Consider the following 25,223-nt stretch of genomic DNA (forward strand, 5'->3'; position numbering starts at 1 on the left):
ATGTTGGCTTGGGTTTGTGTGGTTCAAAGGGCTGGCGGGTTAGCGTGCTGAGTGTACCGGGGGCAGGCAAGCCCCCGGCACGCGTTCTTGTTTAGTGGAATACCGCGTCGGGGTTATCCAGACTGTCTGATCCTTCAAATTCAATCTGGTCCAGTTCCAGTGTGGTCACGATGCGCTCTATTGTTTTGGTCTGGTCGATCAGGCCGTTGACGCCGGCCATGATCAGGGTTTCACCGCCTTCGTTGCCGCGTTCCAGCATTTGGTCATAGGCAAACCCTGCTTCCGCGGTCGATTTGATCCTGCCAAGGGCTTGCATCGTGACGGCCAGTTTCGCCTTCATCTCGGCGTCCAGTGCCGGATCAGTTGCGATTACCAGATCGGCCAGCGATGCGCCTGATACAGGTGTGCCATCGATGCGGGTATAGCTGCCCAGATAGACGTTCAGAACGCCCAGTCCATCGTAGTAATGGCTGTTGTGGGTGTTGTCCGAAAAGCAATCATGTTCTTCTTCCGGGTCGTTCAGCATCAGGCCCAGACGCATCCGCTCACCCGCTTGTTCACCGTAGGACAGTGAACCCATACCGGTCAGGATCGCACTGACACCCGCGGTTTCATTTTCCATCAGCGCCGTGCGCGCCGCGCCGCCTTGTTTCCACTGATCGGCCATCCAGGTCAGATCGCTGACCAGCAGGTCGGTTGCGGCGCTCAGATACTGGGCACGACGGTCGCAATTGCCACCAGTGCAGGTATCGCCGTTTGCATAATCAGTGGCTGGACGGTTGCCTGCACCGGCGCCGTGGCCGTTCATGTCCTGACCCCACAGCAGGAACTCGATAGCGTGGTAGCCGGTCGCGACATTGGCTTCGATACCATCAGCTTCGTGCAGGGTTTCGCTCAGCAGTTCCGGAGTAATCTCGCTGGCGTCAATGGTTTCGCCCGACAGTTCGAAGCTAGGGTTGGCGATGACATTCAGAACCGCAAACTCGTTCTCATCCGTCGCGCCACCATAGGCCGCGTCGACATAATCAATCAGACCTTCATCCAGTGGCCAACCGTTTACTTTGCCTTCCCAGTCATCAACGATTGCGTTGCCAAAACGATAAACTTCGGTCTGTTGATAAGGCACACGCGCTGCAACCCATGCTGCCCGTGCCGCATTCAGGGTCGCGTCCGAGGGTTCGGCAATCAGCACACCGACTGCGTCCCGCAAAACCTTTGCCGCAGTCAGGCTGTCGTCATACTTGGCTTCGGCAATATCGGCATAGGTTTCCAGAATATCCGCTTTTGTCGGCACATCACCGGCAAAAGCAAAAGTGGCTGTCGCAAATGTCAAAGCGCTGGCTGTTGCAAACAACTTGGTCATAGGGGTCGTTACTTTCTTGTCTGAACTGTCAAATCAGGCGGGTTTGTTCCCGCGGCGGCTTTCGTTGAAATAACTGAGTTAAAAAGTCAACATTGTCAATCTGAGTTTTTTTGTCGGATAATGAAACCGCTGACTCGGTTGCCACTATCCCCATATCTGGCGGGGGCTCGGTCCGGCGGATCACATTGTGCGGTACATGTTTCGGGCTAAAATCAGCCAAGTGATTCTTTGTAGGTGGTTTGTTGTTCATGAAGCGCGTGGTTCTGGCCTTGTTCCTGTTTCTTGCGGCACTTGCGGCGCAAGCAACGCAGGTTTCCACGCCTCATCACCATGGTTCGGCCCAGATCGACATCGTGTTTTCTGACACCGGGTTCGCCTTGGCGCTGAGGGTGCCAAGCATGGACATCGTCGGGTTTGAAACCCCGGTTGAAAACGATGACAACCGCACGCGTGTGGCCATAGCAATGTCAAAACTTTCCGACCCGCTGAACCTGTTCGTAACCCCGCCCGAAGCTGGGTGCTCTACGGTGGGCGCCCATGTGGTTCTGACATATGGCATCACACAGCAGAGTGGTGAGGCGAACGCAGTCACAGGCTCCACAACGGAGGAGAGTCACTCGGAGTTTCAGGCGGACTATGTCATTCAGTGTCAGGATATGAATGCGCTGAACATGATCGAGTTCGCCTATTTCGCGCGGTTCAGTGGGACTGGCCAGCTGAACATCCACTTGAATACGAACGGGGTACAGGACGCTGTCGAAATCACACGCGCGGCACCATATCTCGATCTTCCGCCGGATCGATGAGCGCTGAAATCATAAGGAAAACCACAACTGGTGTTTCGGTTTGATGCTCTGGGGAATTGGTAGCGGAGGAGGCTACATGTATTGATTGTCATGCGTTGCCACACCTTGAAGTAACACTTTAATACAATGAAAGGTTCTTGTTGCGCGTTGCCGTCCGTGGCCATACATTGACAAAAAAATGTTGGGTAAAATGGCAGGCAAACGCAAAGGCAAACATCCCCACAATGCACTTGCACCGGCTTTCGTTAAGTCGGCAAAGGGGCCTGCCTTGTATGCTGACGGAAATGGCCTGTATCTCAAGGTTGACGAAAGCGGGGCACGCCGCTGGATTCAACGCCTGATGATACGCGGCAAGCGGAGAGAACTCGCAATTGGCTCTGTTGCTCTCGTTTCCTTGTCGAGTGCCAGAGATGCAGCAATCGAGAATAGGCGCGTTGCTCGGACGGGGGGCGACCCTCTCGCGAACAAGAAGAAAGCCCAAGCTATCCCGACATTCGAAGAGGCGGCGAGAGAGGTGCACAAGGCAAACTTGTCGTCTTGGAGCAACCCTCAGCACGCCCAGAAATACATCAGTTCATTGGAGGCATACGCATTCCCGCACTTTGGCAAGGTCAGTGTGGCTGAGGTCGACGGTGGCCAAGTGCTTGCCGCGCTGCTGCCCATATGGACAACCAAAGACGACACTGCGCGTAGAGTGCGTCAGCGTATCGGGTCAGTTCTCAAATGGGCAATCGCGAAAGGTTGGCGCACAGACAACCCAGCGGAGGCCGTCAAGGCTGTGCTGCCCAAGCAGGACATGACCAAGCGGAAAAACAGAAAGGCGCTTCCTTACGCTGATGTGTCCCGATGCATTCAATCTGTCCAGAATTCAGATGCAGACAGTTCAACTAAATTAGCCGTCGAGTTCCTGATACTGACAGCCTGCCGCTCAAAGGAAGTTAGAGAGGCGAAGTGGTCTGAAGTGAACACAGGGCAAAGAGAGTGGACTGTGCCTGCCACCCGAATGAAAATGAAGGTCGCGCACAAAGTCCCGCTTACGGACCGGGCCATTAAGATATTAGAACAGGCGCGAAAACTGCACCAAGGCGACCTAGTCTTTCCTGGTCGAAAGCACGAGAAGCCGTTAAGTGATGCCACGTTATTAAAACTTGTCCGAGAGCAAGGTTACAACTGCGACATACATGGGTTTCGGGCTAGCTTTCGAACGTGGGCGCAGGAGCAAACGAATTTTCCACGCGAGGTCTGCGAAATGGCGCTGGCGCATAAAGTGGGGGATGACACCGAAATAGCTTATGCAAGGTCTGACCTGTTCGCAAAGCGCCGGATGCTCATGGATGCCTGGGCCTCATATCTTGCGCAAAATAGCGGCACGGTCATCGAAATGGCGGGGCGGGCATGAGACAAGATCCAAACCGATATTATCCCCCTGGGTATTGCGGGACTTATAGCCTGATAGAACGTGCCTACTTTCACTTGTTCCCGAAACCACCGCAAGATTCTGAGCTTATTGAAGCATCATTGAAGTACATGGACTTTGAAGATGAAATTACCCGGAATAACCGACGCCTTGATGCACCTAGTCTTCCAAAGGACATCGGGCAAAGACTTCGCCGTGAAATCGGCAATCTAGTGACCGAAATTGCCTTATGCCGGTTTGTGGAAAGGGCGATGACGGACAGGCTGTTCAATCCTGTTCTTTCGTTGTTTCCGCCGTTCACCGAGTTTGAATTCGTCAACTTCCCGTTGGCCGGACATGAGTATGTGACTGCTGGGACATCAACTAAGCCGGATTGGCTGGAACACCAGACCCCTCCTTGGCACATCGCTGAAATCGGGCAATCGAGATTCCTCCAAGTGACTAACTTGTTGCGCGACAAGCTATTTGCGGGTGATTTGTCCTGCACTCTTTCTCATCAAACAACCGGTTTATTTGAGCTTGAGGAAAGCGGTTTATGGCTGGACGTAGCCACGTCCAATGCTCTCTTTCTATCAGGCGAGCTTCAAATAGAAGGCTCGGATATCGTTTACAATGCGATGTTTCGTGAGAATGAGGTTAAGCGTGTATTCTCACCGGCGAAGCCGGACCGCAGCGAACCTAAGAAATCGAAAGGCGGACGCAAGAATTTGCTGAACCCCGCCATTGATGCACTTCGTAAGCTGCATCCGAACGGGAGGCCGAATGTGCCGGTAAAGACCCTTAGAAAGCAGGTCGAAGATGAAATCGGGCGAGAGGTCGGCACATCTACAATGACCAAGGCTATTGCCGCAGCCTGGAAGAGTCAGCACAATAGCCACGAATAGCCAAAAACTGAGCCAAAATAGCCAAAACCGACACCCAAATTCCAAGATCCTAAAGTTGGGTATCTTGGGTAAAATATCGTGTTCACAACGCCTTAGCTGTGCCTAGAATAGCTAACCATTGAAGTCGCTGGACATTGGTTGCCGGTGGCAGACAATGGGAAAAGCGATGATAGAAAAGCATTATCGCCGCAAGGAAGTGGAAGACCTGACGGGCCTATCTTGCCGTCAGATTTACCGCTTGATGGATCAGGGAGAGTTCCCTCGTCCAGTCAAAATGTCAGCAAATATTGTAGCGTGGAAGGAAAGCGACCTTAGCGGCTTCCTTGAAAGCCGCAAACCGGTCGCCGCTTAAACGAAACCCGCGCCATGGGACAACATGGACACGGGCTAATTCGTTTAAGCAGTCATTCCAGCGACTAAGCGAAAAGTACCGTGTTCCGCCCTAAAGCGCAAGCTTGAGGTATCCGAGCATGAAGAACATAGCATCTGAAACACTCCTGAAAACCGCTCTATGGGTCACTGCATGGCGTGACCTTCCGACCAAGACTGAATCCGCCAAATATCAGGTCACTGATGGTGCAGGCGAGACCCGAAATATATGGGTCAGCAAAAACAAACGTCGCATTGTTGATGCCTTGATTGACGGCCCGGTGCATTGCGCATCGCCGTGCCGTCTTTCGCACTTTGTCATGGGTCTGCGTGAGGAGCAGGGGTTGAACATTGAGACCGTATGGTTCGACATCGACCCTAAAGCCGGGCGCGCGCGCTGTGGAGTTTACACGCTTCTGGACAAAGTCACCCGGATCGACGGTCAGGAGGTGCGCTAATGAAAACGCGCACGCTCCAAGCCCGCACCCTGCGCCGCAAACACGGCCTGTCCGAAACCGCTGCACGCCTGATTGCCAGCCTTCACTATGGGGAGGCTCGGTCGTGATGGTTGTTATTAAATGCAATGAGCGGGAGGAAATCCGCATCTCCCGCGAGCCTGTGGACGCAAAACCCCATCCGGGGTGCGACGTTGTTGAATTCCGCATCTGGTCAAAAACTAAGACGGGGTTACGCCGCACCAATAGAGGCGTTTTGTTTGAAGCGTCCCTACTGCCTGAAGTTTTGAGGGCTCTGTTGAACGTCGCCAACAGGGAACAGGTGGGGTAATGGGGCGCGATAAGAAAAACGAGCAACGCGTCGAGCACTGGACGAAACTTGTGCGAAACATGATGGAGGAGCCCGCTTGGCGGGCCCTCTCCCCTGTAGCACAGGCGTTGTACCCTTGGCTCAAGCTTGAATGGCGAGGCCCGCAGGCCAACAACAACGGAAAGATCCAATTCAGCGTCAGGCAGGCCGCAGAAGCGCTTGGTGTGGCTCTGAACACTGCTGCTCGTGCATTCCACGACTTGCAGGCCAAAGGCTTTTTGGTTGTCACAAAGCCAGCCCAGCTTGGCCTTGGCGGCGAAGCTCGCTCAGCCCTCTACGAGCTTACAGAAATAGAGATGCCACACAGCAATCGTAGGGGCGGACGGATGCTGTACCGGCAGTGGGCACCAGGCAATGAATTTCGTGTTCATAAGGCCGCTGCACACAACCCGACTGGCAAAGGTGGAAAAACTAAACCCTGTCTCAATTTTGAAGACGTGACCGTCTTAAATTTTGAGACGTGTAAGGAAAGGACGTCTCAAAAATGAAGACAGCACGTCGCAATTTTGAAGACGTAAACGGCCTTTTTCAGCGCTCCCACGTCGCAATTTTTGAGACATCCTTAATCTACCAGGGGGTCTGGGGGAAACGGACACCTTCTGCACCAATAACCAAACACGGCGAGGCATGAGCGATGGCGGATGAAACCGAACGAAAAAACGTGGCCAATACGTATACTGACGAGAACGGGAAATTCGCTCAAGGCAATCCCGGCAAGCCACGCGGAACCCGACACCGGGTCACAAGAGCAGTTGAGGAACTGCTTGAGGGGCAGTCCGAGGTCATCACCCAAAAAGCGGTGGATATGGCACTTGAAGGCGACAGCACGGCCTTACGGCTGTGCCTGGAACGAATAGCGCCCACCAGAAAGGACGCACCTGTCAGTTTCGACCTTCCATCCATCCAATCCGCAGAGGAGGCCTCGGAGGCGGCGCAGGCGGTTCTACAGGCGGTTTCTCAGGGCGAGATAACCCCGTTGGAGGGAGCAACCGTCATGGGGCTGATAGAGCAGTACAGGCGGGTGCTGGAAACGACCGAATTGGAAAAACGCATCACGGCATTGGAGACACAGAAATGAACATCAGAAACAGGTTAGCGGCTTTGGAAAGTAGAAAATTGGAGAGTGCCGTCTCAAACTCGGACGCGTCGAACCTACTGGTAAAGCGATTGCTGGCCACAGCGGAACGTATGCGTGAAACACCGTTGAACCAATTGACTGCCAATGCGTCACCTTTGGAAATTGCCGCCCTCATTATGGATGGCCGTGTTGATGACGAAGTGGCTCGGCAATGTGTCGAGTTTTCAAAGCACGAAACCGACAGCGCTGTTCTTTTCTCAGCATTTCTCGACGCGGCCAACGGCGCTGACTGCAACCCAACTCGAGAAGAGCATCAAACATGACCATCAGGAACCGAGTCCAGAGATTGGAGCAAACACACAGCCACGGAACGGTCATCTACATCACGGACCCCTTCAAAGGCAAAGACGATGGTGAACCAGTCATTCTAAGCGCGTACGTCGGTGGCAACTTGCACGTACGCAAGCCGCGAGAGGATCAGGGCGCGTTCACCAGACGCGTAAACCCTACCGGGCAGCGAAGTGTTTTTCTTGAATCAGACGCGGATCAACTTTGAGGGAGACAGACAACATGAGCGTGAAGAGCAGGATATCCAAGCTGGAAGCCCGGAAGGGCACCAAGAAAATGACGGCGATTATCCACTTGCCGAAAGACATGACGGATGAAGATGAAGTGCGTGAAGTCGTGGCCCGTCTTACTGCCAACATCTCAGAGCCGTTTGATGAGTGGGTAATTCATGACAACGACGCCTCAGAACCGACGATTGGCGTTGTGGATCTAGATGAGTTGTTGGCTGACATAGCCGCCGACAGCAAACGGATTGGTGTGGACGCATGAGCATCAGACGCCGACAAGACAAACTGGAAACCGCTGTTTTCACTGAGGCGAAAAGAAAACCCCCTATTCGTTAGCGTTGTGCCTGCAAAAGATGGGCAACAAAGCGGGCCTGCTGTGTTTCACCATGCGATTATCGCTGGAACCACACTCGGTAAAATCGTGCGGGATAATGCTGAGTCTGAGCATGAATTTGCACGCCGCGTCTATGCCATGGCAGCAGGCGACAAACGTCTTGAAGACATGACCGATACGGGAATCCCCCAATTTCGGGCTTTGCTTGAGTTTGATAGATTGGGATCAGAATAACCACTTACCCCCTCGTGACGAAGATAGGGGCTGGCCTCCACCCCCTCAGCCAGCCCTTATTCTTGTTCTGGCCACCCCGGCAGATTGTTTGGAACAGGGACGTCATTCCGAACCAGCCAGTCACGTATTGCTGCCCAGTGGTCCTGTGACCCAGCTGTGTACCGCCGTGAATGTAAATCGGCTATCTGTTGTTCAAGGTAAGGCCACCAGTGCAGCTTGATCCTTAGGCCATGGGATTTGGCCCAAGCGCGGATCGCCGCCTGCCAATCATCAACTCGCCGGGATTCAAGTTCCTTGTAAAGGTCAAAGGGGATTCGATAAGGCCAGTCAGACATGCGGAACAGATAGCGAACTTCTGGAGCTTGTCCAAACGGTTTAAGAAGCCTACCGTTGTCTAATGTGCAACCTGTACTCAAACACCACTCCCGCAGAAGCAATGCGCCAGCTGTTTGATGTAGCAGTTGAACAGAACCGCCTCGGGAATGCTGAACCGCTGCCCGCAATTTATCCAAAGCACATGGCCCCGGTTGTCAGGCTGGCTGAGGATGGAAAGCGGGAACTCGTGCAGCTTAGTTGGGGATTTCGAACCACGAAGAAATCGAAGAAGACAGGGGCAATTATCCAACCTGGAGCTTGGAACAACGCGCGAGATGACAAGGTGCGCTCAAGCGGGCTTTGGCGTGGCAGTTTCGAGGAAAGGCGCTGTTTGGTTCCTGCCAGCTCGTTCTGTGAAGCCAAGGGACGTAGCCCTGCAACCTATTACTGGTTTGCCCTCAAGGGTGAAGAAGACCGCCCGCCTTTTGCGTTTGCCGGAATGTGGCAGACGTCGCGCTATCAGGGCAAGGACGGGCCGGAAGAAGCAGCAACTTACACCATCATCACCACGACAGCGAATGAAATTGTAAAACCAATACACCCGCAAAGAATGCCGGTGATCCTGCAGCCGGACGACTACGAGCAATGGTTGTCGGGAAACCCTGAAGAGGCCTTAGACCTACTTCAGCCCTACGATGCGGACGATATGCAAATCGTTCGCAGCGGCGAGAGTGAGAAGTCAGATCCGTTGACCTGAATTCTCCATCCTTTGAGCTTTTCCATTCGCCCGCTATGAGCCCATATTCTTTACTAATCAATCTCAATTACAAATGAATAGAACCAACCCACGTCATCTCCCCATGTAGGTGAATGTTGCACTTGGATTTCCGACGAGTTCCTGCGGGTTGGATGCCAAAAGGTCGCTACGTTCTCGTTAGAATTTCCCCAATCGTTTGGCTGATCAAAAAACCAATTGGTGAACATGACGTCTTCGCCACTGTGCCAGCGCCACCCACCATTAGGTTCTTTTGCTCCTGTTTCTTGAAACAATCCAATACCGGGGCCTACCCAAGAGTTTCCATCCCCACTTAAACGCCAGAACTTTGGATCTCTGCTCGTAAGGTGGTGGACAAATTCATTCTCTGCAGCCGAAGAAATCGAGACGAGATAACCACCTGAATTTTCCGCCAATTCCATCGCAGTTGTACTTGGCATACCGGCCAAAGGAGCAACTGCGAGATAAAGGCTGTCCCCAATGTTTCCGAACGCGAATTCCAAGCTTTCTAATGATTTCGCAGCTCTTGTTAGCCGGTCATCGGGACTAATATACTCAAAAACCTCTGGCGCTCTAAGTTGAGCTGTTTGAGCGGAGGAAAGGACGTCGTCCCAGTCTGAGGCACGCAGTTCATTACTCACGCCAAGGGACGACAAAGTCTTGGCATTTAAAAATGAATCCTTCTCAAGCCCGTGTGCTTGTTGAAAATCAGAAATTGCCAAGCGAGTAGTATCCCCGAGTACGCCGCTTTCAAAACTGGTTAGAAAACCTTGCTCCTTGAGAACCTCTTGCGCTCCAAGCACCATCGCCGAGAACCGTTTCTCCAGGGTTGGGCGCTTAAAAAGGGTCCCAAAGTCAACCAAATACGCCGCACCTATCGCAGCAACAACTACAGCTGCTGCTACCGCGCCGACATAACGTCTAGAACGTAGAACAAGGTTAGGTTTAGCACCCATACCAACTGTTTTGGTCTCAACCGAATAAACACGAACGGGCGTCGCAATGTTCTTGAGCTTCTTTTTCCCGAGGGCGTGATAGCGAACTGGAACCTGGTTCTTTAGTAAATCGTAGGCGGAACCGGATACCAAGACTCCACCAGCAGGGGCCAAGCTTTCAAGCCTAGCTGCAACATTGACGCCATCACCAAAAATATCGCCATCATCGAACACTACATCGCCAAGGTTTATGGCCATGCGATACTGTATTTTTCTTTCGTCAGAGAACTCCTCCTCACGCTCGGCTATCTCGTTTTGGATGTGGACGGCGCATTGGACCGCTTGCACGACAGAAGTGAACTCTGCCAGCAAACCATCACCGGTAAACTTAATAATTGAGCCGCTAAGTCGTTCAATTGTTGGTTCTACGACTTCCAGTCGGTATTTCTTTTGACGACCTAGCGTACCCTCTTCGTCCAGTTCAATCAGGCGACTGAAGCTTACCATGTCGGAGGCGAGGACCGCCGCTATTCTACGCTCAAGGACCATGTTTTATTGAGCTTCCCTCAACAAGGTATCGGAGCCACCATTCGGCCTTTGGGTATCGCCTTATCCTTGTCAAAGCAGGAAACCTTCCTTGGTCCGTCACGCCAAAAAAAGTTGGGATCCAAGTGACAAGTAGGCCAGTCGTTGCACCACCGAACTGCAAAGTGGACGTGAGGTGTTTTGCCAATGCTCGGGCGATTTGCTTTTTGGACGTGGCCAACGATTTGCCCCGCGCGAACAGATTGTCCCCGCTTCAAACCTTCTACGGGAACAATGTGAACCATTTCGACAAAGACGCGGGACCCGCTCGCACCTTCTCGGTGCTTAACAGAGAATCCGGTAGTTATTCCTACAACTCCGCCATAGGTTTTGTTGTCCCACTCTATATATCGGATTTTGCCGTCAACTGGCGAAATCACGGGAGAACCTGCGCTTTTGCAGAAGTCTATACCTTCGTGACTTGTAATAGTTCTTGTAGGCTCGACTACGCGGTACGGCTGCCCATTACCAAGCCTCGTTTTGCCATAATCAAGACAGAGGCCCGACTTCCTCGGTTTCTTCTTTGCCCCTATGACTACTGGTTTTCCATTAGCTCCAATCAAAGAAGTTTCTTGAGCTGAAGCGGTCGAACCCAGAACGAGCGACAAGGACAAAACTGAAACTGCAAAAATGGAGGTTACAATAACGGCAAAGCCAATTTTCATAGCAAACCTCATATAACAAAGTGGATTAAGTCGAACGCTTTCAGGCTAGGTGAATGGCAGAGACGAGACAACAGTTATAGTTTTGCTCTCCTTTCTCCTCTTCTCTCCTACCTAGCGGGGCTTCGGCTCAACTAATTCATTGCGGATAGAACGAACGGCAGGTCCGTCCGGCAGAGCAGATATTGCCTCATAGGTTTCACCTGCAATAACCCGCTCTTCTAAGCCGTGATTTTGCCGCTGGGGTCTCTAAATGCCGGTATCGGCCACCTGAGTACCTACGGCAGTCCAAAGCGTGCCCAGCGGCGATTACAGCGGCCCCTATGTCCTGGCCGTCGGCATAGCACACCCCAACCCATCGGTCGTGCGTACGTTCACCGTTCAAATCGCATGAAATGGATTTGCCGCGCAGATAGTTCACCATCCAGCGCTTTGCGTCCTGACCTGACCTTGTCCCGAGTTCGGGGGCATCGACACCGTTCAGTCGAACCGGAGTTCCGTCAACAACAATCGTGTCAGCATCACGCACATGCAGGCTGGCGGCATAGGCAGAAGGCGCAAGAAGGATCAAAAGCAAAAGTAAGCGTTTCATTCCGACGATATAGGCAATCCGCGCAAACTCTTCACCCCTATCCAGCGCAATGGAAAGCCAGCGTTGTTTTCAGGGGGGAATCACCGTTCACACCGAGGCGCAAAGATACCTCAGATTGAATCAAATGTTCACGTCACGTTCTTGCCTAAATAGAGGTAATATGATACCTTCTAATAAAGAAACCGAGGCAGGCAAGGCAGAGCAGATGAGCGTGGAAATCCGAGAGATTATTGCCAAACAGGTTCAGGCCGAGCGGGAAATCGCGGCGCTGCACCAATGGGTACTGGACGGGCAAAAAGACCCGCTGACACCCGACCTGAAAGTAAGGTGGCTGAGCATGGTTGCAGAGCACGACGGTGTTGCTGCGGCTGCCCTCACAATGGACAAACTGGCGACGCAGCCAATGCCGGAGGTAATTCAATGAGCAGAATGGACCATTCAATAATCTTGGGTGCGCGACAGCCAAACCTGGTCAACGCCTTCGCACAGGGACAGGCATTGCGCGCTCAGTCGGACCAACTAGCAAGCCAGAACGCATTGCGGAACCTGTACCAGACGCAAGGCGCGAATATCTTTGCCGGGGATAAGAACGCCCTGAATTCCTTGGCGCAGATTGACCCGACGCAGGCGCTTGCCATTCAAGGCCAGCATCAGGTTCAGCAAGAACGTAGCCAAAAAATGGCTTATGACCGTCAGGCGATGGAATTGAGAGTTCGTGAGCAGCTTGCGCAGATGGATGAAGCAGAGGCACAGCAGGAACTCACCAGAATCCGCCAAGGTATAACGCAGGCTATAGCGCTCCACGCGAAAGGTGACTTGCAAGGTGTGAACGCAATTCTGGAACGTGTTGGTGAGACTCCGATGCAAAGCCTGGACGAGTTCCCAGAGCGTGTCATCAAGTACGGTGATGCCGCAGAGGTTATCGAAGATTTTCTAAAGCCGCAGGATCAGAATTTTGACAACTTCAGGGTGGTCGGAAATCAGCTCTACGACCTTAGCGCAGAAGGTGGGCCCTCGGTTGTGGGTAGCAGTCAGCAGACGCCGGGTTTCAGCGTTACGACGTCTGACGGGACCGTTGTGCAGCACGGCTGGCAAGGCAATACGCCTCCGGGTCAGAACCCAGACTTGACGGGTACCCCGCGCAACCCCGGCCAGTTGGGTAAGGAACTGTCCAAGAAGGATGCCGCAGCCCTTGAAGAAATCAATGCCGCAGGGCGCACGGCAACTGACCTCGAAAGCCTTGCAACCCAGCTTGAAACCGTATCGCCAAAAGTTGGCTACACCGGCCCTGGTGGCGAAGCTTACGGGTTCGTTGACGATATTGTGGGCTTCCTCCCCGGTGACAGCGGCTCACGTGGCGCGTTCAAATCACTGGCGATGGAAGCGCAGCTTACGTTCACGGAAAAGACCAAGGGCGCAATCACGGATCGGGAAATGGGCATGTTCCGCGCAGCGGTTCCGAACCTCAGCCAGACCCCCGAAGGGAACGCCGCAATTTCTCAGGTTATGAAGGCCGCAGCCGCACGGGCGCAATCCCGTGCCGCGTTCTTCGAGAACTGGGCGCGCAAGCATGGCAGCCTCGAAGGTGCGCAGGAGGTGTGGTCGGACTACATGCGTGATAACCCCCTCATCTCGGAAAAGGGCAACGGCATCAAGGCAAACCCCGAGGGCGACTGGCAGAGCTATCTAAGCCGCCAACCCGCCATGAGCTACACGCCTGAGGCAATTCTTCAGATGGACCTCAACCAGCTCAGCCAAGTGCCTGTTGAGAAGATGACAGGCCCGCAACTTGACGCCCTGGAGCGTCGGTTTCAGGAGTTGGGTCAATGAACGGGGATATTCAGCAGCGCATCGCTGACCGCCGCGCAGAACTGGCCCAGCAGGGCAATCTGGCGGGAATGCAGGACCGCATTGCCAAGCGCAGGCAGCAACTATCCGGCGAGGTTGTCGCCACCACCGACGATGGCGGGCAGGTGTTCAAACTTGAGGACGGTTCCCTGTCCTTCAAGTCACCGGGATATGCCACAAATGACCAAGAGCGGATCGCAGAAATCATGCAAGGCGCAAAGTCCGTGGATCTGGTGCAGCGCGATGTTGACCAGCAACGGATATCAGAAAACCCAATCGCCGCCCGCGCTCAGGAGTTTATTCAAGGCACCCCGCTCGTTGGTGAATGGGCAGACGAGGCTGTTGGTTTGGTCAGCCCGCAGGCCGCAGAGAACATGCGCCTGACGTCTGATGCGATGGAGCGCCAACACCCCGGCCAATCCGCAGCCCTGAACGTCACAGGCGGAATTGCAACCGCACTTCCACTGGCTGTTGGAGCAGGTGGCGCAAAGGCCGCAGATTACGTAGCCAAGGGGGCCAACTGGCTTACACGCGGCGTACGGGCTGGCACGGTTGCCGCCCCAGCCGGTGCCGTCGAAGGTGCAGCAAGTTTTGCCGGTCGCGCCGATGACGATAATCGCCTGACCGAGGGTGCAAAAGGTGCCGGGATAGGTGGAACGCTTGCAACGTTCCTTGGCCCTGTTGCCACGTGGGCGGGCGAAAGTGCCGTCCATGTCGCCAAGCGCATCAAGAAACTGGACGTGCGCACAATTGCGGAAGAACTTGGCATTTCTCCGGCAGCGGCCCGGATCGTCAAGCAGGGCATCGTCAGCGACAATCTGGACGAGGCTCAGGTCCGCTTGGCTCAACTGGGTGAGGACGCGTTGTTAGCCGATGCAGGACCGTCTACAGGCGCTCTACTGGACGCTGCGGCCACGACGGGCGGAAAAGCCCTGAACGCCGCCAGAAACGCCGCAGACGGGCGGGCGGCACGTGTTGGCAAGCGACTGCCCGGTGTTCTTGACGGTGTGTTTGGTGAACCCAAGGGCATCAAGACCGCTGCAAAGGAAATCTCGCAGGGAACTGCCTCAGCAAGGCAGAGTGCCTACAAAGCGGCTTATGCCAGTCCCATTGATTATTCCGGCACGACGGGGCGACGTATTGAAGAAACCCTGTCGCGTATACCGCCCAATTCATTGAAAGCAGCGATAGGCGAGGCAAATGAAGCGATGATTGCAGCGGGTCAGCGCAATCAGCAAATCATGGCCCAGATTGCAGATGATGGCAGCGTGACGTTCCGGGAAATGCCCAACGTTCAGCAGTTGGACGAAATCAAGAAAGCACTCGACGGCATTGCCAGGGAGTCGGTTGACCAGTTCGGCAGGCTCACGGCAGCGGGCCTGAGAGCGCGTAAACTGGCCACAGAGCTACGGGAGGCCACAAAACAGGCTGTACCGCTCTACGGGCGCGCTCTGCGCCTCGGTGGCGATAAGGTTCAGCAGGACGAAGGCTTGGCACTTGGCAAGAACCTCCTGTTCAAGGGAACCACGGTGGAAGACGTCAAAGCCTTCCTGAACCAAGGTGTCTCCAATGATGCTCGTCAGGCCGTCAGACAGGGCGTGAGAGAGAGCATCGAGCAGAACATGTCCAATGTCCGGCGCACTATCACAGAACCCAACACGGACGCCCGAGAGGCCATGCAGCTGGTCAAGGAAATGTCGAGCCGCGCCAATATCCAGAAACTGCGCCTTGTTCTCGGAGGCCCCCGTGCGGATCGGCTGTTGAACGAGCTGGACCGCTCGGCAACCGCGCTGGAACTCAGGGCGGCAGTCGCGCAGAACTCCAAGACGGCAATTCGCCAGTCCATTCAGGAACAGGTGGCAGACGAAACCGCCCCCGGCCTTGCGCGCCGCACTGCTGGCAACATGGGCAACCCGCTGGATGCGGCCCGCGAAGTAACGCAATCAATCGCCGCAATTGATCCGCGTTCGATGTCAGCCCGAGAGCGTGGCATGTTTGCGGAAATCGCAAAGGCACTGACAGGCATCAAGGGAAAGGACGCACAGGACGCGCTCAAGGCCGTCAGGGGCGCATTAAATTGCCAGCCCCTCAAAGACGCTCAGGCGCGGCTGATAGGCCGTGTGGTGGCTGGTACTACTGCTCTAGGGCTTTATCAGAGCGCCAAGCAGCCCCTAGCACACACACAGTCCCGCTGATGCAGGCTATGAAAAACGGGATGAAGCCGAACTGATGGTAAATCTGCATGTATCCCCAGCCCACGGCAAAGACCGTAATCGGGGCGCAAAGCAGAATGAGAACAATGGCAAGGGCGATAATCAATCTACGCATGTCACCAAGGTAGGCACTCGCGCACCCGCAGTCCAGATAGGAGGCACCACATGACTAGCGAAACCAAAATCTGCGGAGCCAAGACCAAGGATGGCGTATGTATGTCAGCCCCTGTTGAGGGCAAGACCCGCTGTCGTATTCATGGCGGGCTTTCGACCGGAGCAAAGACAGCCGAGGGCCGGAGGCGCATATCAGAAGCAAACGTTGCACATTGGGCAGAGCGCAATCGTCTGATTGAACTGGCGCGGTCACTTGAGCAGGCGGCACGCTAAGGTTTTTTGCTCAGTTTGCGTGCCTATTTTTCTCCTGATTGCCGTAAACCTCTCGCCAAAAAGAACATTGCGTGCTGAGCGAAAACTGAGGAATGAGCGAAACCCTTAGCCGCGTCCTGAGTTCTGTTGTGTCTCCAGTTTCAATTCGCTGCCATCATAAGACAGTGATACCCGAGTTGCGTTCAAATCATTGAGAATGCGCGTTGAACTGACACAAACACCAACCAAAGTGCAGAAACTCCGCAGGCAAATACCTTCGTCCAATACGCAGCGTGCCTAACTTTATAAAAAAAACAAGTTCTGTCATACGACAAGCTAGCTTCTCCTGCTTTTTCTATAGTTTTGAGCATTTTCACGTTCTGCTGAATTGCTGCCAGATACTGCAACAGGTCAGCTGTGAGCGCCAAAATCGCAACTGCGACAGGACCGGCGACTAGGTAAGGTTCTAGGAAGGGTTCACCTTCCTTTTTGGCGCCTTCAATGATGTATGCCAACGAGGTAGCCAGCACACCGACTGATATTGTCCATACTCGATTTGATATTCGCTCCGTTAATGAATCAAGGTTCTCAATCACATCCTCTTTTGTCGGCATCCTTTACTTCGTCTCCATACAAACGGTTAATACCAATCACGCCAAAGAGACAATTCAATGCAAGGCACGCTTGTGCAACATCATTCAGATGACAATTTTGGCCCGCCCCAATCAGTCGTTTCCACTGTGGGATCCACAGTCGGCTCTCCTCCTTCTAGGCAAGCCGAGACGGTTAACCCCAAAATCAGAATCCAAGCAATTTTCAACGGTCTCTTCATGGCAAGACTCTCGCTTCGAAGGTCACGATTTACACCAAGGGTTTTTTCTCAATACGATTATCGAAATTTAGCCACCTCATCGAACAGTAGACAACTTTAATTTCACTTATCCGTTCATTCTGACGCATTTCTTTCCCGGACCAGGGAACGGCTGTCCGTCCAGAAAAGCGTACTGGGTTGCGTACAAAGGGGATCTTAAGACTGCACCCAAATTACTTGTCCAGTTTAAGGCGCTGTCGACCACCTTCGGGGCCCCTTGAGAGGATACTGCAGGTGCAAGAGAGCCATTCATAACCTCTGCAATGGTTGTTGCGAGTACTTGGCATCTCAATATTTCCTGTCGAGTGTCCGTATCATTCAAACTGGTTGATTTTAGGTCCTGCTGGAAACTTCGGGCCCTTCGAAGAAGCGCTCGTGCAAAGTAAATGTTGCAGTCGCGAGTTTCTATGCCACGTGCGTGGCAAATGTCGTGAACTTGACAAAGCGCATCGATATCATCGTAGGGGCGAGCGCGAGTTAAGTCTTTTTCTCGCCGACTGACAAGCTGTTCTCCGGAAAGGGTTTTTGGGTAAGAAAGTGGGGGGTGGTACGCTCCGCAATAGCATCCATATTTGAACTGAGCGGAAGCCTTCGCAACTGATGGGTTGGCGCATGGCCTATCCATTTTGGCGCTTTCCACAAAACGCTGTGCGCCCCCCCAAACAGAACTTGAAGAAGCCCTATCAATGTACTTTTCTATTCCACCTTGGGGTTCCTCCGTGTCCGGTGTTGCCGAACATGATGCTATTGCAAAAATAACAGTCATTAGGGTGAAAAATTGTCCCAAGTGTAACTTGGAAAATCTTTGCGTGAAAACAAACTGGTACAAGAAACGACGTGCCCCCAAATATGTTATTAGAAAAATTCGGAAATTAGAAATGCCCCCACGCAATAGGCATAACATAATAAGCCACAATCATGCAAAATAATGTGAGCTCCAAGTCAAATTTGAATGCATGCGTTACCATGCGCATGTGCGTTATGTTCGATATCCAAAAAGTGACGCGCTTACTACAAGCGCGCCCAGTCCACAGGGAGAAAATGAAAAAACTCGCGCTCTAAACTAAACATGAGCGCAAACTCGTCAATGTCCCCACTATTGCCGGGCGTGGTGAGAGAGTCAGTGACGCTGTTCACACATCCTCGGTGGCATTTATGTTCTGAGGAACAAAGGGCGGAAGACCTAGAGAGCAAAGCGTTTGTTTCGAAGGTAATGGTCCCGCTAGAGCGATGAACAAGCAAAAGTTTCCCAGTTGGGTTTAGTTTTGGTCTTCTGTATTAGGCGCGAGCGTGATTCTGCGGGAAATAATCGACAACCAGTCCGGCCTTTCTTCGAACTGCATTTGTAAGCTTAATTCCCCTTCTTTCTTCACCTCTGGAAGTGGAATAGGAAGCAAAATAGGAACCGGTCCGCTACCTTCATTGACCAATTCTCCTTCGGTAAAGGAGACTTCTTTGCCGTTTAAATTCGCTGTAATTTTTAGTTTGAACTTACCAGTTGCGTCCTCTGGCATGTTTAGGATCAAGTAGGCATGTAGGAGTAATGACGCAGGAAAACTCTGCACCATTATCCCCCCCGAATACACCCCAATCAAGATGTCCTTGCCGTTAACTTCAGTGCGTACAGTGTCGCATATTAGCGCCGTCTCAACACGCGGTGGTTCAACTTTAGCCATGGGAACTCATCTCAAACCTTGATTTGGGCTTAGATGTTCTGCTTTCGCACGGAGTGTTGTTTTTGTTGGATACTTCAAACATCGCCTCTGGTTTTGACCCTGCAACGGTTGCAACATTGTGTGAAGGTTCTGAGACTTTCTTAGCAGAAAACTCGGGCTCCCAGCCCAATGCCCAAAGAAACTCACCGACACTTCGAAGAGTAAGGTTTGAATGACCTCGAAGTAGGCGACTCACTGATGACTTATGTACCCCAAGCTTGTCAGCAATCTCTTGCTGCGAAATGCCTGAAATCTCTTTTTCTTCAGCAGCAGCTCGCAAGGTTTCTCGAAGCACAAGCGATATCATGTTGTTGCCAGCCCGTTCCTTTGGGTTGGTTCTAAATTTGAAAGACATCTTCATATCCTCCTTCTGTGTACTTCGGTTCGTCTAGTTCAATTCGATTGCGATGAAATTCTGTTTCGTTTCGGAGCCCATTATAAGCTCCTCTATTTTTTTTGATCCAATTCGCATCAACCGCGCGATAAAGGATGTAGAAATCGGGTCGCCAGAACCAACCAAACGCTCTAACATCCGCAGTCTTAAGTTCCCAGACCCCCTTGTCCTGCGGGTCAAGCCAGTGAGACTTCCAGTCGGCATCAAACGGCTTTCCCATGAGGAATCTTCGCAACAGGTCATCGACTTGGCCAGTTGGATCCATTCGACCTGATGCACCTTTCCAAGGTCGAATCTTTGGCAATTCATCGTTGTACCAATCGTTAAACCCTGGAAAAGCAAAGAGTTGTCTGATCGGTAGTTCATGTGCTTCCAATGCTTCGGCAAGGTCTAAAAGAAAGCCTTTTGTCGCAAGTTGCTGTGGTGTTGCCATTTATGTCAACTCAAATATCACTTCAAGCGGTTAATACAAGGTAATAGAAAGCGCGATTATCACACATTTTGTTGATACCAGCACACCTCCAGGGATTCCGCAATCAGACACGCGACGGCATTTCCAGCTTAAAGCCGGGATCACCAGTTTCGTCTATGAACACCAGCAATCAGGAAACCTCTGTGCCCTGCATAAGGGTCAAAAACCCGTGGCAATCCTCTGGCGTGGCTCCCTAGTTGACCTTAGGCTGACCTGCATCGTTTTTGAGCCCCAGCCGCAAGTTCCCCTTCAGAGGGGAACATCAGCCTCGCTGACTTAAAGGGGCCAAAGAATGGGCGCATCCAGCAGCGGATTGCAAATCCGGTTACTAAGTATTCAACCTACTATGTGCGGCGCGCCACACCTCATCAACTTGGCGCGTATCATCTGCTGCACTATCGGCATAAGATAATTGATCCGCATAAGCGTTGAGGTCGTGAATATCGTACAGCCTGTTCGCACCAGATACCCTGACGGGAATACCCAATGTTCGAAGCTTCGATGCAGAGACGCCAAGGTAGTGAGCTGCCGCTTTGGCTTGCATCAAGCGCGGTGGAAACTGGTATGTCACTTATTGGTCGCCCTTCTTAACCAAAGCCACGCCCGGTGCCTTTGCTGCGTCCGCTTCACTCAAGAATTGAACGCCCTCGGCCTCGAGAGCTTTTTGAATTCGTTCTGCCGTTGAGAGCTGGATGCCGCCCCTTTCCGTCTCAAAGCGGGTGATGGTGGCTGGCGCAGTTTCCGCCATTTCTGCCAATTCACGGACTCCAATCCTCAACGCGGCGCGCGCCATTCTAAGCTGCTCTGGGGTCATTATTATATCCCTGACACAAAAAGTTATAACACAGTGTTGACATAAGTAGGTCAACGCACTAAATACTTATCACAAGGACATAAGAAGGCAACGCAGAGATACAAGTAAGGGTTTCCGCCATGTATGACCGCCAGAACATCATGAACCGCGCTTGGGCCATTATGGCAGGACGCAAGTTTCACCGGGTAATCTGGCGCAACGCAATGTGGCAGGCATGGGACGAAGCTAAGGAGGCTGTGCGCCGCGCAAGCATGACCGAAGCGGACCATATCCGCGAAGCCATGAACCTGCTGCAAAACAAGGATACATGGACGCAGGCCGACTATCGCAAGAATGACGAACTGGCGGCAGCTTTGCGCGTCGCTGAGGACCACGAGGCCAAGGCAAAGGACTATGCGGAAAAGCGCGACCTGATTGCCAAGGCAAGAGGCCGGTTCGTTTCTATCACATTCACCAAGAAGGACGGAACCGAGCGCACAATGCGCGTTCAGCCCGCCACCCTACGCCAACACGTCAAAGGCGATGCAGCGTCAGAAGCAGTCCGCTCGGCCATCGAGACCCGCGCTCGTCGCCACCCACACCTCCTGCCCGTCTGGGATTCAGAGGCACAGGCCCCGCGCTCTGTGAACCTCGCAACCGTGTCCCGGATCGCCGCAGACGGGCACGTTCACACCTTCAACCAATAAGAGGAGCCACCATGATTAATCGCCGTAAACTCGTCCAATCTGCCCCGTTCGCTGCCTTGGCTGCTGGCGCTGTTATGCAGACCGAGACGCCCGACCCTCACGCGAGTTGGATTACAGAACACAAGGCCCTGATCCAGCGCATGTATGCACCGGACACCCCGGACGTTGAAATGAGCAACCCCGACTGGATTCGCAGCCAGGAACTGGAAGAGCTGATTAGCGTTACACCGGCCAAGACGCCCAAAGGTGCAGCTGCGCAGTTGGAGTTCGCACTTAGCGAAGAGGCAAACTTTGACCTCATCGGCGGTATTTTCAAGGACTTGGATGCTCAAGCCCTGAGAAACGTACTGACCACACTTCAGTCCTTAGCTTGAGAGGAAAGCACATGACACAGGTACATCGCCGCACGCTGCTGAAATCTAGTGTTCCGGTTCTCATGGGGGCAATCGCAACCGGAGCTATTGCCAGCGAGCTTGCCTGTAAAGAAACCAAAATTCAGAGCCTCTACGTCAATTGGGAGAAGTTCGGCAATCGATATGGCAACCTGATTAGCGAAAGCGACGCCTTGTTTGCCCGCCTGACTGCCGAGGGCAACCCGGATGCCGAGGCATTGACTGATGAGCACTATTCTAAGTTTGTCGATCCTGCCTGTGATGAATTCCTAAGGGTTGAGGTCCGAATAATGAGAACCCCGGCACAGGACTTCAAAGACCTTGCCATCAAGGCCCGTATCTCGGCGCGGGTAGATGGCACGATTGACGATGAATATAACAGGCTGATCCGGGAAGACGCGGAACGGCTGCTGGGCAAAGTAGATATCTAACCAGTCCCGCCACACCTACTGAGAGACCGCCCCGTCAAACGGGCGGTTTTTCACTGAAAGCAGTGAATGCGCTACTTGAGCGTCCCGTTAGCCATTACACGCACAGCCAGCCCCTTTGTGGCAGGTGTAATTCCTATTGATGCAGCTATTCCCGCAAGCCTTGCCTTTTCGGCACACCTTGCAACACGCGGCGTTGTAGACCTTCCCGTCTTGCTTGCTGGTCAAAAGGTTCCAGAAGGTTTCAGTGGCTAGTGTCGTTTTGCCTGGTTCTTTGTGCTGATTCTGAGCAAATGCAACTGCGGATGAAAGGACAAGAGCAAACAGGCAGAGTAAAATAAGGTGCTTCACAAACATTCTCCGTTAACAATGTGTTAACTTTTGCATAGCGATGAAGAGTTTGGAAAAGGCATTATTGAGGCATCTTTTCAGCGCAAACGAATCCAGCATCGTTTCGAGTTTAATGCGGGATCAACTGCTTCACCGCCATTTTCGTTTGGGGATGGGGCCGGTAAGTCCAAAAGCAGCAGATGGCTAGTTGCGCGCGCTTCCAGTTGCATCAAATTTTAAATGTTGGTCGAAATGTTGGGTATCTAGAGGCGCACCAGTGCAAAACTATTTATTTTAAGTATCTTGCAATGAGGTGGTGGTAGCGGAGGAGGGACTTGAACCCCCGACACGCGGATTATGATTCCGCTGCTCTAACCAACTGAGCTACTCCGCCGTGAGTGAGAGGCGATGTAAGCGAGGGGCCGGGGAGGGTCAAGAGGGAAATCGCCCTAACCGGGGAATTCTTTCACGGGCTCTTTCACCGGGTCCTGCAAGGGCGTCTGACGGAATATCGTGGTGTCCACCGTTCTGCGGATAAACGCGGCGCATATCTCCGGTTCTGTGATCAGGATCATATGACCCAGACCGTCGAGCTCTTCATAGCTCAGACCATATTTGACCATCGGCGGTCCGTGAAGGGCAGGGGACAGAAGTGCGTCCTGACGGCCATACAATATCCCACCGGGGACCGATAGCTCAGGATATCTGGCCACCAGCGCATCGCAACTGGCATCCAACCCGATAACGTCCTGCGAGGCCGTGACAAAGGCCGACGGGCGCAGCCCGAGCGCACCACCCGCACGGTCCAGAAAGTCATTTGGAGGGGTTTCAGGGTCAAATGCCACGCCCAGACTGTGCGGCGCTGTTTTTGAGGCCATGGGCACTGCAATCGTGTTGGCAATCAGACTGCGCAGCCATTTGGTCCGAATCTCGAGCGGTTTGAAGATCACCGGTGTTTCAGGCAGCCTGTGCGTTAGTGGTGCTAACAGAGCGAGGCTGGATACCCGCTCGGGGTAATCCAAAGCCAGTGCCAGCGACACCGCACCGCCCAGTGAATGCCCGACCAGCACGGCCTGATTCACGCCTTTGGTTTCAAGAAACTCAGCTATCATCGCGGCCTGCTGCGGCAATTGTGCGAGTTCTGCTGTATCCCGGGTTGAATATCCGCAACCGGGGCGATCCAGCGCGATGACGTGGAAATCCTCGGCCAGTTGATCTGCCAACGCGTAGGTAAAATGCTGTAACTGCCCAGCCAGACCATGAATCAGGATAACCGTCTGCGCGTCCGGATTGACCTTTTCCACATAGTGGATGCTACCGCCCTGCACGGGCACGATCTGGCCCATCTGCGGCACGGTTTCTAGCCCCTGACGGGTTATACGCCGGGTCCACAGGGCCATGGTCAGAAGAAAGACGGCAAAGGCCGCAACCAGGCTAAGAAAAATTGTCATCTAGCTGTCTCCGGTCCTAATAGGGATGTATTGCTCCAATCCCGATTGTGACATGCGTTTCTGAAATTCGGCAACTGTTCCGGGCCAAAGCGTCGTGTTTTGCCCATCCGCATCAATGTACCAGGATGTGCAGCCTCCGGTCTGCCAGACACTGTCCGCGTGGCGGTCCTGCATTTCCTGTGTAAAGGCCGCCTGTTTCGCCGCATCGGGGGTGATCACCGACAGTTCCTTGTGCTGCATCTCGCTCAGAACCCGACCGATATGCCCGACCTGGGCTTCGATCATCAACACGACCGAATTATGCCCAAGCCCGGTATGAGGCCCCAGAAGGATGAAAAAGTTGGGAAAACCGGCTATCGCCGTGCCCAGATGAGCAGACATCCCGTTTGTCCAGGCCGACCGCAGCGTTAGCCCATCTGTGCCAGTAATATCCAACCTCTCTACGACATTGGTGACCTGAAACCCGGTGCCCCAGATCAGCGCGTCTGCCTCTGCCCTGGTGCCATCTGACGCGAGGATGCTGTTGCCATCGATACTGGCAACGCCGTGCGGAATGACGCTGACATTGTCGCGGGCCAGCGCCGGGTACCAGTCATTTGAACTGAGAATGCGTTTGCACCCAATTCGATAGTCCGGGGTCAGAATGCGCCGTTCTTCTGGGTCGGCAATCGCGCCTTCCAACGATTTTCGCCACATCTTCAGAGCAAAGTTCATCGCGCGTTCCTCGCCCCTGAACACGCGGTGACGAAACTCGAAGAACATGAAAATCAGTTTGCGCCGGATGCGCGGAAGCAGGGGAAGGTAGGCATATAGTTTGCGCACCCAAGGCGCGATCGGGCCGTCAGGGCGCGGCATGACGTAAGGCGCGCTGCGCTGAAAAACGGTGACGTGGCCCGCAACCTTGGCAATCTCGGGCACGAACTGAACGGCTGACGCCCCGGTGCCGACAACAGCCACATGCTTTCCGGTCAGATCGACGGTGTGATCCCATTCGGCCGAATGAAAACAGGGGCCGGGAAAACTGCCCGCGCCGGGAATATCCGGAATGCTGGGATGATGCAGTGCGCCGATGGCCGAGACCAGAAACCGGGCCGACCAGAACTGGCCATCCATGGTTTCGACCTGCCAAAGCGTGCCATCCCATTTCGCCGATTTCAGCGCCTGCCCAAAGTGGCAAAGATCATACAACCCTTCCTGATGCGCGACATCTTGCAGATATTCCTGTATCTCTGCGCCACCGGCATAGGCGCGGCTCCAGTGCGGATTTGGGTGGGTCGCCATGGAATACAGATGCGAAGGCACATCGCAGGCGACGCCAGGATAGGTGTTCTCGCGCCACGTGCCACCGATATCTTCGGCCTTTTCCAGAATGGCGATATCTTTGATGCCACGTTTGCGCGCCTCAAGCGCCATCGTCAGCCCCGAGAACCCGGCACCGATGATCAGCATCTCTGTCGTGTGGTGCATTGAAGCGCCCCTCCTGAAACAACTTTA

Annotated in this window: 29 protein-coding genes and 1 tRNA gene; 18 read left to right on the forward strand and 12 right to left on the reverse strand. The window is 53.5% G+C overall.

Features of this window, described 5'->3' with window-relative positions; genetic code table 11:
* Positions 1 to 91: 91 nt before the first annotated feature.
* Positions 92 to 1,363: an imelysin family protein gene (locus tag ACR0ES_RS08155; RefSeq protein ID WP_480870144.1), complete on the reverse strand. Its 1,272-nt coding sequence runs from the start codon at positions 1,361 to 1,363 to the stop codon at positions 92 to 94.
* Between the two features lie 248 nt (positions 1,364 to 1,611).
* On the opposite strand from ACR0ES_RS08155, the gene ACR0ES_RS08160 reads away from it, so the two are divergent.
* The 11 genes from ACR0ES_RS08160 (at position 1,612) to ACR0ES_RS08210 (ending at position 8,957) form a co-directional block, all read left to right on the forward strand.
* A complete protein-coding gene (locus ACR0ES_RS08160; RefSeq protein WP_480870147.1) occupies positions 1,612 to 2,169 on the forward strand; it encodes a ZrgA family zinc uptake protein in 558 nt (185 codons plus the stop codon).
* 178 nt (positions 2,170 to 2,347) lie between these two features.
* Positions 2,348 to 3,568, forward strand: a complete 1,221-nt coding sequence (locus ACR0ES_RS08165) for a tyrosine-type recombinase/integrase (RefSeq protein ID WP_480870150.1) — start codon at positions 2,348 to 2,350, stop codon at positions 3,566 to 3,568.
* Complete coding sequence (locus tag ACR0ES_RS08170; protein WP_480870153.1) at positions 3,565 to 4,470, forward strand: hypothetical protein; 906 nt, start codon at positions 3,565 to 3,567, stop codon at positions 4,468 to 4,470. Before ACR0ES_RS08165 ends, ACR0ES_RS08170 begins: the two co-directional genes overlap by 4 nt.
* 154 nt (positions 4,471 to 4,624) lie before the next feature.
* Positions 4,625 to 4,822: a helix-turn-helix transcriptional regulator gene (locus ACR0ES_RS08175; protein ID WP_480870156.1), complete on the forward strand. Its 198-nt coding sequence runs from the start codon at positions 4,625 to 4,627 to the stop codon at positions 4,820 to 4,822.
* Between the two features lie 118 nt (positions 4,823 to 4,940).
* On the forward strand, positions 4,941 to 5,297 hold the full coding sequence (locus tag ACR0ES_RS08180; protein ID WP_480870159.1) for a hypothetical protein: 357 nt from the start codon (positions 4,941 to 4,943) through the stop codon (positions 5,295 to 5,297).
* 327 nt (positions 5,298 to 5,624) lie between these two features.
* Positions 5,625 to 6,152, forward strand: coding sequence for a GntR family transcriptional regulator (locus ACR0ES_RS08185; protein WP_480870161.1), 528 nt, complete (start codon positions 5,625 to 5,627; stop codon positions 6,150 to 6,152).
* Positions 6,153 to 6,298: 146 nt separating this feature from the next.
* A complete protein-coding gene (locus ACR0ES_RS08190; protein WP_480870164.1) occupies positions 6,299 to 6,742 on the forward strand; it encodes a DUF5681 domain-containing protein in 444 nt (147 codons plus the stop codon).
* Entirely contained in the window at positions 6,739 to 7,065 is a 327-nt protein-coding gene (locus ACR0ES_RS08195) for a hypothetical protein (RefSeq protein WP_480870167.1), read from the forward strand. The genes ACR0ES_RS08190 and ACR0ES_RS08195 overlap by 4 nt, the downstream gene beginning before the upstream one ends.
* Before the next feature lie 247 nt (positions 7,066 to 7,312).
* Positions 7,313 to 7,579 (forward strand): hypothetical protein, encoded by a 267-nt coding sequence (locus ACR0ES_RS08200; protein ID WP_480870170.1) that lies wholly within the window; start codon positions 7,313 to 7,315, stop codon positions 7,577 to 7,579.
* A gap of 78 nt (positions 7,580 to 7,657) precedes the next feature.
* Entirely contained in the window at positions 7,658 to 7,885 is a 228-nt protein-coding gene (locus tag ACR0ES_RS08205; protein WP_480870173.1) for a hypothetical protein, read from the forward strand.
* 397 nt (positions 7,886 to 8,282) lie between these two features.
* Positions 8,283 to 8,957 carry an SOS response-associated peptidase gene (locus ACR0ES_RS08210; RefSeq protein ID WP_480870175.1) on the forward strand — a complete coding sequence of 225 codons (675 nt, stop codon included), beginning with the start codon at positions 8,283 to 8,285 and terminating at the stop codon, positions 8,955 to 8,957.
* A gap of 53 nt (positions 8,958 to 9,010) precedes the next feature.
* Here the strand turns inward: ACR0ES_RS08210 and ACR0ES_RS08215 are convergent, their stop codons facing one another.
* The 3 genes from ACR0ES_RS08215 to ACR0ES_RS08225 form a co-directional block, all read right to left on the reverse strand.
* Positions 9,011 to 10,459 (reverse strand): adenylate/guanylate cyclase domain-containing protein, encoded by a 1,449-nt coding sequence (locus tag ACR0ES_RS08215; RefSeq protein WP_480870178.1) that lies wholly within the window; start codon positions 10,457 to 10,459, stop codon positions 9,011 to 9,013.
* Between the two features lie 17 nt (positions 10,460 to 10,476).
* The gene (locus tag ACR0ES_RS08220; protein WP_480870181.1) at positions 10,477 to 11,172 is read right to left on the reverse strand and encodes a M23 family metallopeptidase; all 696 of its coding nucleotides are present in this window, start codon (positions 11,170 to 11,172) and stop codon (positions 10,477 to 10,479) included.
* A 184-nt stretch (positions 11,173 to 11,356) separates the two neighbouring features.
* Positions 11,357 to 11,749: a thermonuclease family protein gene (locus ACR0ES_RS08225; RefSeq protein WP_480870184.1), complete on the reverse strand. Its 393-nt coding sequence runs from the start codon at positions 11,747 to 11,749 to the stop codon at positions 11,357 to 11,359.
* Positions 11,750 to 11,909: 160 nt separating this feature from the next.
* Here ACR0ES_RS08225 and ACR0ES_RS08230 point away from each other — a divergent pair, with 160 nt between their 5' ends.
* From ACR0ES_RS08230 to ACR0ES_RS08245, 4 genes are all read left to right on the forward strand, one after another.
* Positions 11,910 to 12,173: a hypothetical protein gene (locus tag ACR0ES_RS08230; RefSeq protein WP_480870187.1), complete on the forward strand. Its 264-nt coding sequence runs from the start codon at positions 11,910 to 11,912 to the stop codon at positions 12,171 to 12,173.
* Positions 12,170 to 13,579, forward strand: coding sequence for a hypothetical protein (locus ACR0ES_RS08235; RefSeq protein WP_480870189.1), 1,410 nt, complete (start codon positions 12,170 to 12,172; stop codon positions 13,577 to 13,579). The genes ACR0ES_RS08230 and ACR0ES_RS08235 overlap by 4 nt, the downstream gene beginning before the upstream one ends.
* Complete coding sequence (locus tag ACR0ES_RS08240) at positions 13,576 to 15,792, forward strand: hypothetical protein (protein WP_480870192.1); 2,217 nt, start codon at positions 13,576 to 13,578, stop codon at positions 15,790 to 15,792. The genes ACR0ES_RS08235 and ACR0ES_RS08240 overlap by 4 nt, the downstream gene beginning before the upstream one ends.
* A gap of 183 nt (positions 15,793 to 15,975) precedes the next feature.
* Entirely contained in the window at positions 15,976 to 16,197 is a 222-nt protein-coding gene (locus tag ACR0ES_RS08245) for an HGGxSTG domain-containing protein (RefSeq protein ID WP_480487693.1), read from the forward strand.
* Positions 16,198 to 16,379: 182 nt separating this feature from the next.
* On the opposite strand, the gene ACR0ES_RS08250 is transcribed toward ACR0ES_RS08245, so the two are convergent.
* From ACR0ES_RS08250 to ACR0ES_RS08270, 5 genes are all read right to left on the reverse strand, one after another.
* Positions 16,380 to 16,790, reverse strand: a complete 411-nt coding sequence (locus ACR0ES_RS08250) for a hypothetical protein (RefSeq protein ID WP_480870195.1) — start codon at positions 16,788 to 16,790, stop codon at positions 16,380 to 16,382.
* Between the two features lie 1,516 nt (positions 16,791 to 18,306).
* Positions 18,307 to 18,723, reverse strand: coding sequence for a hypothetical protein (locus ACR0ES_RS08255; protein WP_480870198.1), 417 nt, complete (start codon positions 18,721 to 18,723; stop codon positions 18,307 to 18,309).
* Positions 18,716 to 19,117, reverse strand: coding sequence for a helix-turn-helix domain-containing protein (locus ACR0ES_RS08260; RefSeq protein WP_480870201.1), 402 nt, complete (start codon positions 19,115 to 19,117; stop codon positions 18,716 to 18,718). The genes ACR0ES_RS08255 and ACR0ES_RS08260 overlap by 8 nt, the downstream gene beginning before the upstream one ends.
* Complete coding sequence (locus ACR0ES_RS08265; RefSeq protein ID WP_480870203.1) at positions 19,101 to 19,589, reverse strand: hypothetical protein; 489 nt, start codon at positions 19,587 to 19,589, stop codon at positions 19,101 to 19,103. Before ACR0ES_RS08265 ends, ACR0ES_RS08260 begins: the two co-directional genes overlap by 17 nt.
* 610 nt (positions 19,590 to 20,199) lie before the next feature.
* Complete coding sequence (locus ACR0ES_RS08270; protein WP_480870206.1) at positions 20,200 to 20,442, reverse strand: transcriptional regulator; 243 nt, start codon at positions 20,440 to 20,442, stop codon at positions 20,200 to 20,202.
* A 119-nt stretch (positions 20,443 to 20,561) separates the two neighbouring features.
* Here ACR0ES_RS08270 and ACR0ES_RS08275 point away from each other — a divergent pair, with 119 nt between their 5' ends.
* From ACR0ES_RS08275 to ACR0ES_RS08285, 3 genes are read left to right on the forward strand one after another with little or no spacing between them, the layout of a single operon-like run.
* Positions 20,562 to 21,128: a hypothetical protein gene (locus ACR0ES_RS08275; RefSeq protein WP_480870209.1), complete on the forward strand. Its 567-nt coding sequence runs from the start codon at positions 20,562 to 20,564 to the stop codon at positions 21,126 to 21,128.
* An 11-nt stretch (positions 21,129 to 21,139) separates the two neighbouring features.
* Positions 21,140 to 21,502: a hypothetical protein gene (locus ACR0ES_RS08280; protein WP_480870212.1), complete on the forward strand. Its 363-nt coding sequence runs from the start codon at positions 21,140 to 21,142 to the stop codon at positions 21,500 to 21,502.
* Between the two features lie 11 nt (positions 21,503 to 21,513).
* Positions 21,514 to 21,951: a hypothetical protein gene (locus ACR0ES_RS08285; RefSeq protein ID WP_480870215.1), complete on the forward strand. Its 438-nt coding sequence runs from the start codon at positions 21,514 to 21,516 to the stop codon at positions 21,949 to 21,951.
* 644 nt (positions 21,952 to 22,595) lie between these two features.
* Here ACR0ES_RS08285 and ACR0ES_RS08290 read toward each other — a convergent pair.
* From ACR0ES_RS08290 to ACR0ES_RS08300, 3 genes are all read right to left on the reverse strand, one after another.
* Positions 22,596 to 22,672, reverse strand: a tRNA-Met gene (locus ACR0ES_RS08290).
* A 55-nt stretch (positions 22,673 to 22,727) separates the two neighbouring features.
* Positions 22,728 to 23,729: an alpha/beta fold hydrolase gene (locus ACR0ES_RS08295; RefSeq protein ID WP_480870218.1), complete on the reverse strand. Its 1,002-nt coding sequence runs from the start codon at positions 23,727 to 23,729 to the stop codon at positions 22,728 to 22,730.
* Complete coding sequence (locus ACR0ES_RS08300; protein ID WP_480870221.1) at positions 23,730 to 25,196, reverse strand: flavin-containing monooxygenase; 1,467 nt, start codon at positions 25,194 to 25,196, stop codon at positions 23,730 to 23,732.
* Positions 25,197 to 25,223 lie beyond the last annotated feature (27 nt).

The sequence above is a fragment of the Ruegeria sp. N7 genome (assembly GCF_056531345.1).

Excerpts from the sequence above, each read along its gene's own strand:
- ACR0ES_RS08190 (WP_480870164.1), top strand. The coding sequence starts at position 6,299 with ATGGCGGATGAAACCGAACGAAAAAACGTGGCCAATACGTATACTGAC.
- ACR0ES_RS08265 (WP_480870203.1), bottom strand. The coding sequence starts at position 19,589 with ATGGCAACACCACAGCAACTTGCGACAAAAGGCTTTCTTTTAGACCTT.
- ACR0ES_RS08235 (WP_480870189.1), top strand. The coding sequence starts at position 12,170 with ATGAGCAGAATGGACCATTCAATAATCTTGGGTGCGCGACAGCCAAAC.
- ACR0ES_RS08275 (WP_480870209.1), top strand. The coding sequence starts at position 20,562 with ATGTATGACCGCCAGAACATCATGAACCGCGCTTGGGCCATTATGGCA.
- ACR0ES_RS08165 (WP_480870150.1), top strand. The coding sequence starts at position 2,348 with ATGTTGGGTAAAATGGCAGGCAAACGCAAAGGCAAACATCCCCACAAT.
- ACR0ES_RS08170 (WP_480870153.1), top strand. The coding sequence starts at position 3,565 with ATGAGACAAGATCCAAACCGATATTATCCCCCTGGGTATTGCGGGACT.
- ACR0ES_RS08215 (WP_480870178.1), bottom strand. The coding sequence starts at position 10,459 with ATGGTCCTTGAGCGTAGAATAGCGGCGGTCCTCGCCTCCGACATGGTA.
- ACR0ES_RS08280 (WP_480870212.1), top strand. The coding sequence starts at position 21,140 with ATGATTAATCGCCGTAAACTCGTCCAATCTGCCCCGTTCGCTGCCTTG.
- ACR0ES_RS08195 (WP_480870167.1), top strand. The coding sequence starts at position 6,739 with ATGAACATCAGAAACAGGTTAGCGGCTTTGGAAAGTAGAAAATTGGAG.
- ACR0ES_RS08245 (WP_480487693.1), top strand. The coding sequence starts at position 15,976 with ATGACTAGCGAAACCAAAATCTGCGGAGCCAAGACCAAGGATGGCGTA.
- ACR0ES_RS08295 (WP_480870218.1), bottom strand. The coding sequence starts at position 23,729 with ATGACAATTTTTCTTAGCCTGGTTGCGGCCTTTGCCGTCTTTCTTCTG.
- ACR0ES_RS08185 (WP_480870161.1), top strand. The coding sequence starts at position 5,625 with ATGGGGCGCGATAAGAAAAACGAGCAACGCGTCGAGCACTGGACGAAA.
- ACR0ES_RS08220 (WP_480870181.1), bottom strand. The coding sequence starts at position 11,172 with ATGAGGTTTGCTATGAAAATTGGCTTTGCCGTTATTGTAACCTCCATT.
- ACR0ES_RS08200 (WP_480870170.1), top strand. The coding sequence starts at position 7,313 with ATGAGCGTGAAGAGCAGGATATCCAAGCTGGAAGCCCGGAAGGGCACC.
- ACR0ES_RS08230 (WP_480870187.1), top strand. The coding sequence starts at position 11,910 with ATGATACCTTCTAATAAAGAAACCGAGGCAGGCAAGGCAGAGCAGATG.
- ACR0ES_RS08300 (WP_480870221.1), bottom strand. The coding sequence starts at position 25,196 with ATGCACCACACGACAGAGATGCTGATCATCGGTGCCGGGTTCTCGGGG.
- ACR0ES_RS08155 (WP_480870144.1), bottom strand. The coding sequence starts at position 1,363 with ATGACCAAGTTGTTTGCAACAGCCAGCGCTTTGACATTTGCGACAGCC.
- ACR0ES_RS08285 (WP_480870215.1), top strand. The coding sequence starts at position 21,514 with ATGACACAGGTACATCGCCGCACGCTGCTGAAATCTAGTGTTCCGGTT.
- ACR0ES_RS08255 (WP_480870198.1), bottom strand. The coding sequence starts at position 18,723 with ATGGCTAAAGTTGAACCACCGCGTGTTGAGACGGCGCTAATATGCGAC.
- ACR0ES_RS08225 (WP_480870184.1), bottom strand. The coding sequence starts at position 11,749 with ATGAAACGCTTACTTTTGCTTTTGATCCTTCTTGCGCCTTCTGCCTAT.
- ACR0ES_RS08175 (WP_480870156.1), top strand. The coding sequence starts at position 4,625 with ATGGGAAAAGCGATGATAGAAAAGCATTATCGCCGCAAGGAAGTGGAA.
- ACR0ES_RS08160 (WP_480870147.1), top strand. The coding sequence starts at position 1,612 with ATGAAGCGCGTGGTTCTGGCCTTGTTCCTGTTTCTTGCGGCACTTGCG.
- ACR0ES_RS08240 (WP_480870192.1), top strand. The coding sequence starts at position 13,576 with ATGAACGGGGATATTCAGCAGCGCATCGCTGACCGCCGCGCAGAACTG.
- ACR0ES_RS08180 (WP_480870159.1), top strand. The coding sequence starts at position 4,941 with ATGAAGAACATAGCATCTGAAACACTCCTGAAAACCGCTCTATGGGTC.
- ACR0ES_RS08260 (WP_480870201.1), bottom strand. The coding sequence starts at position 19,117 with ATGTCTTTCAAATTTAGAACCAACCCAAAGGAACGGGCTGGCAACAAC.
- ACR0ES_RS08270 (WP_480870206.1), bottom strand. The coding sequence starts at position 20,442 with ATGACCCCAGAGCAGCTTAGAATGGCGCGCGCCGCGTTGAGGATTGGA.
- ACR0ES_RS08210 (WP_480870175.1), top strand. The coding sequence starts at position 8,283 with ATGTGCAACCTGTACTCAAACACCACTCCCGCAGAAGCAATGCGCCAG.
- ACR0ES_RS08250 (WP_480870195.1), bottom strand. The coding sequence starts at position 16,790 with ATGCCGACAAAAGAGGATGTGATTGAGAACCTTGATTCATTAACGGAG.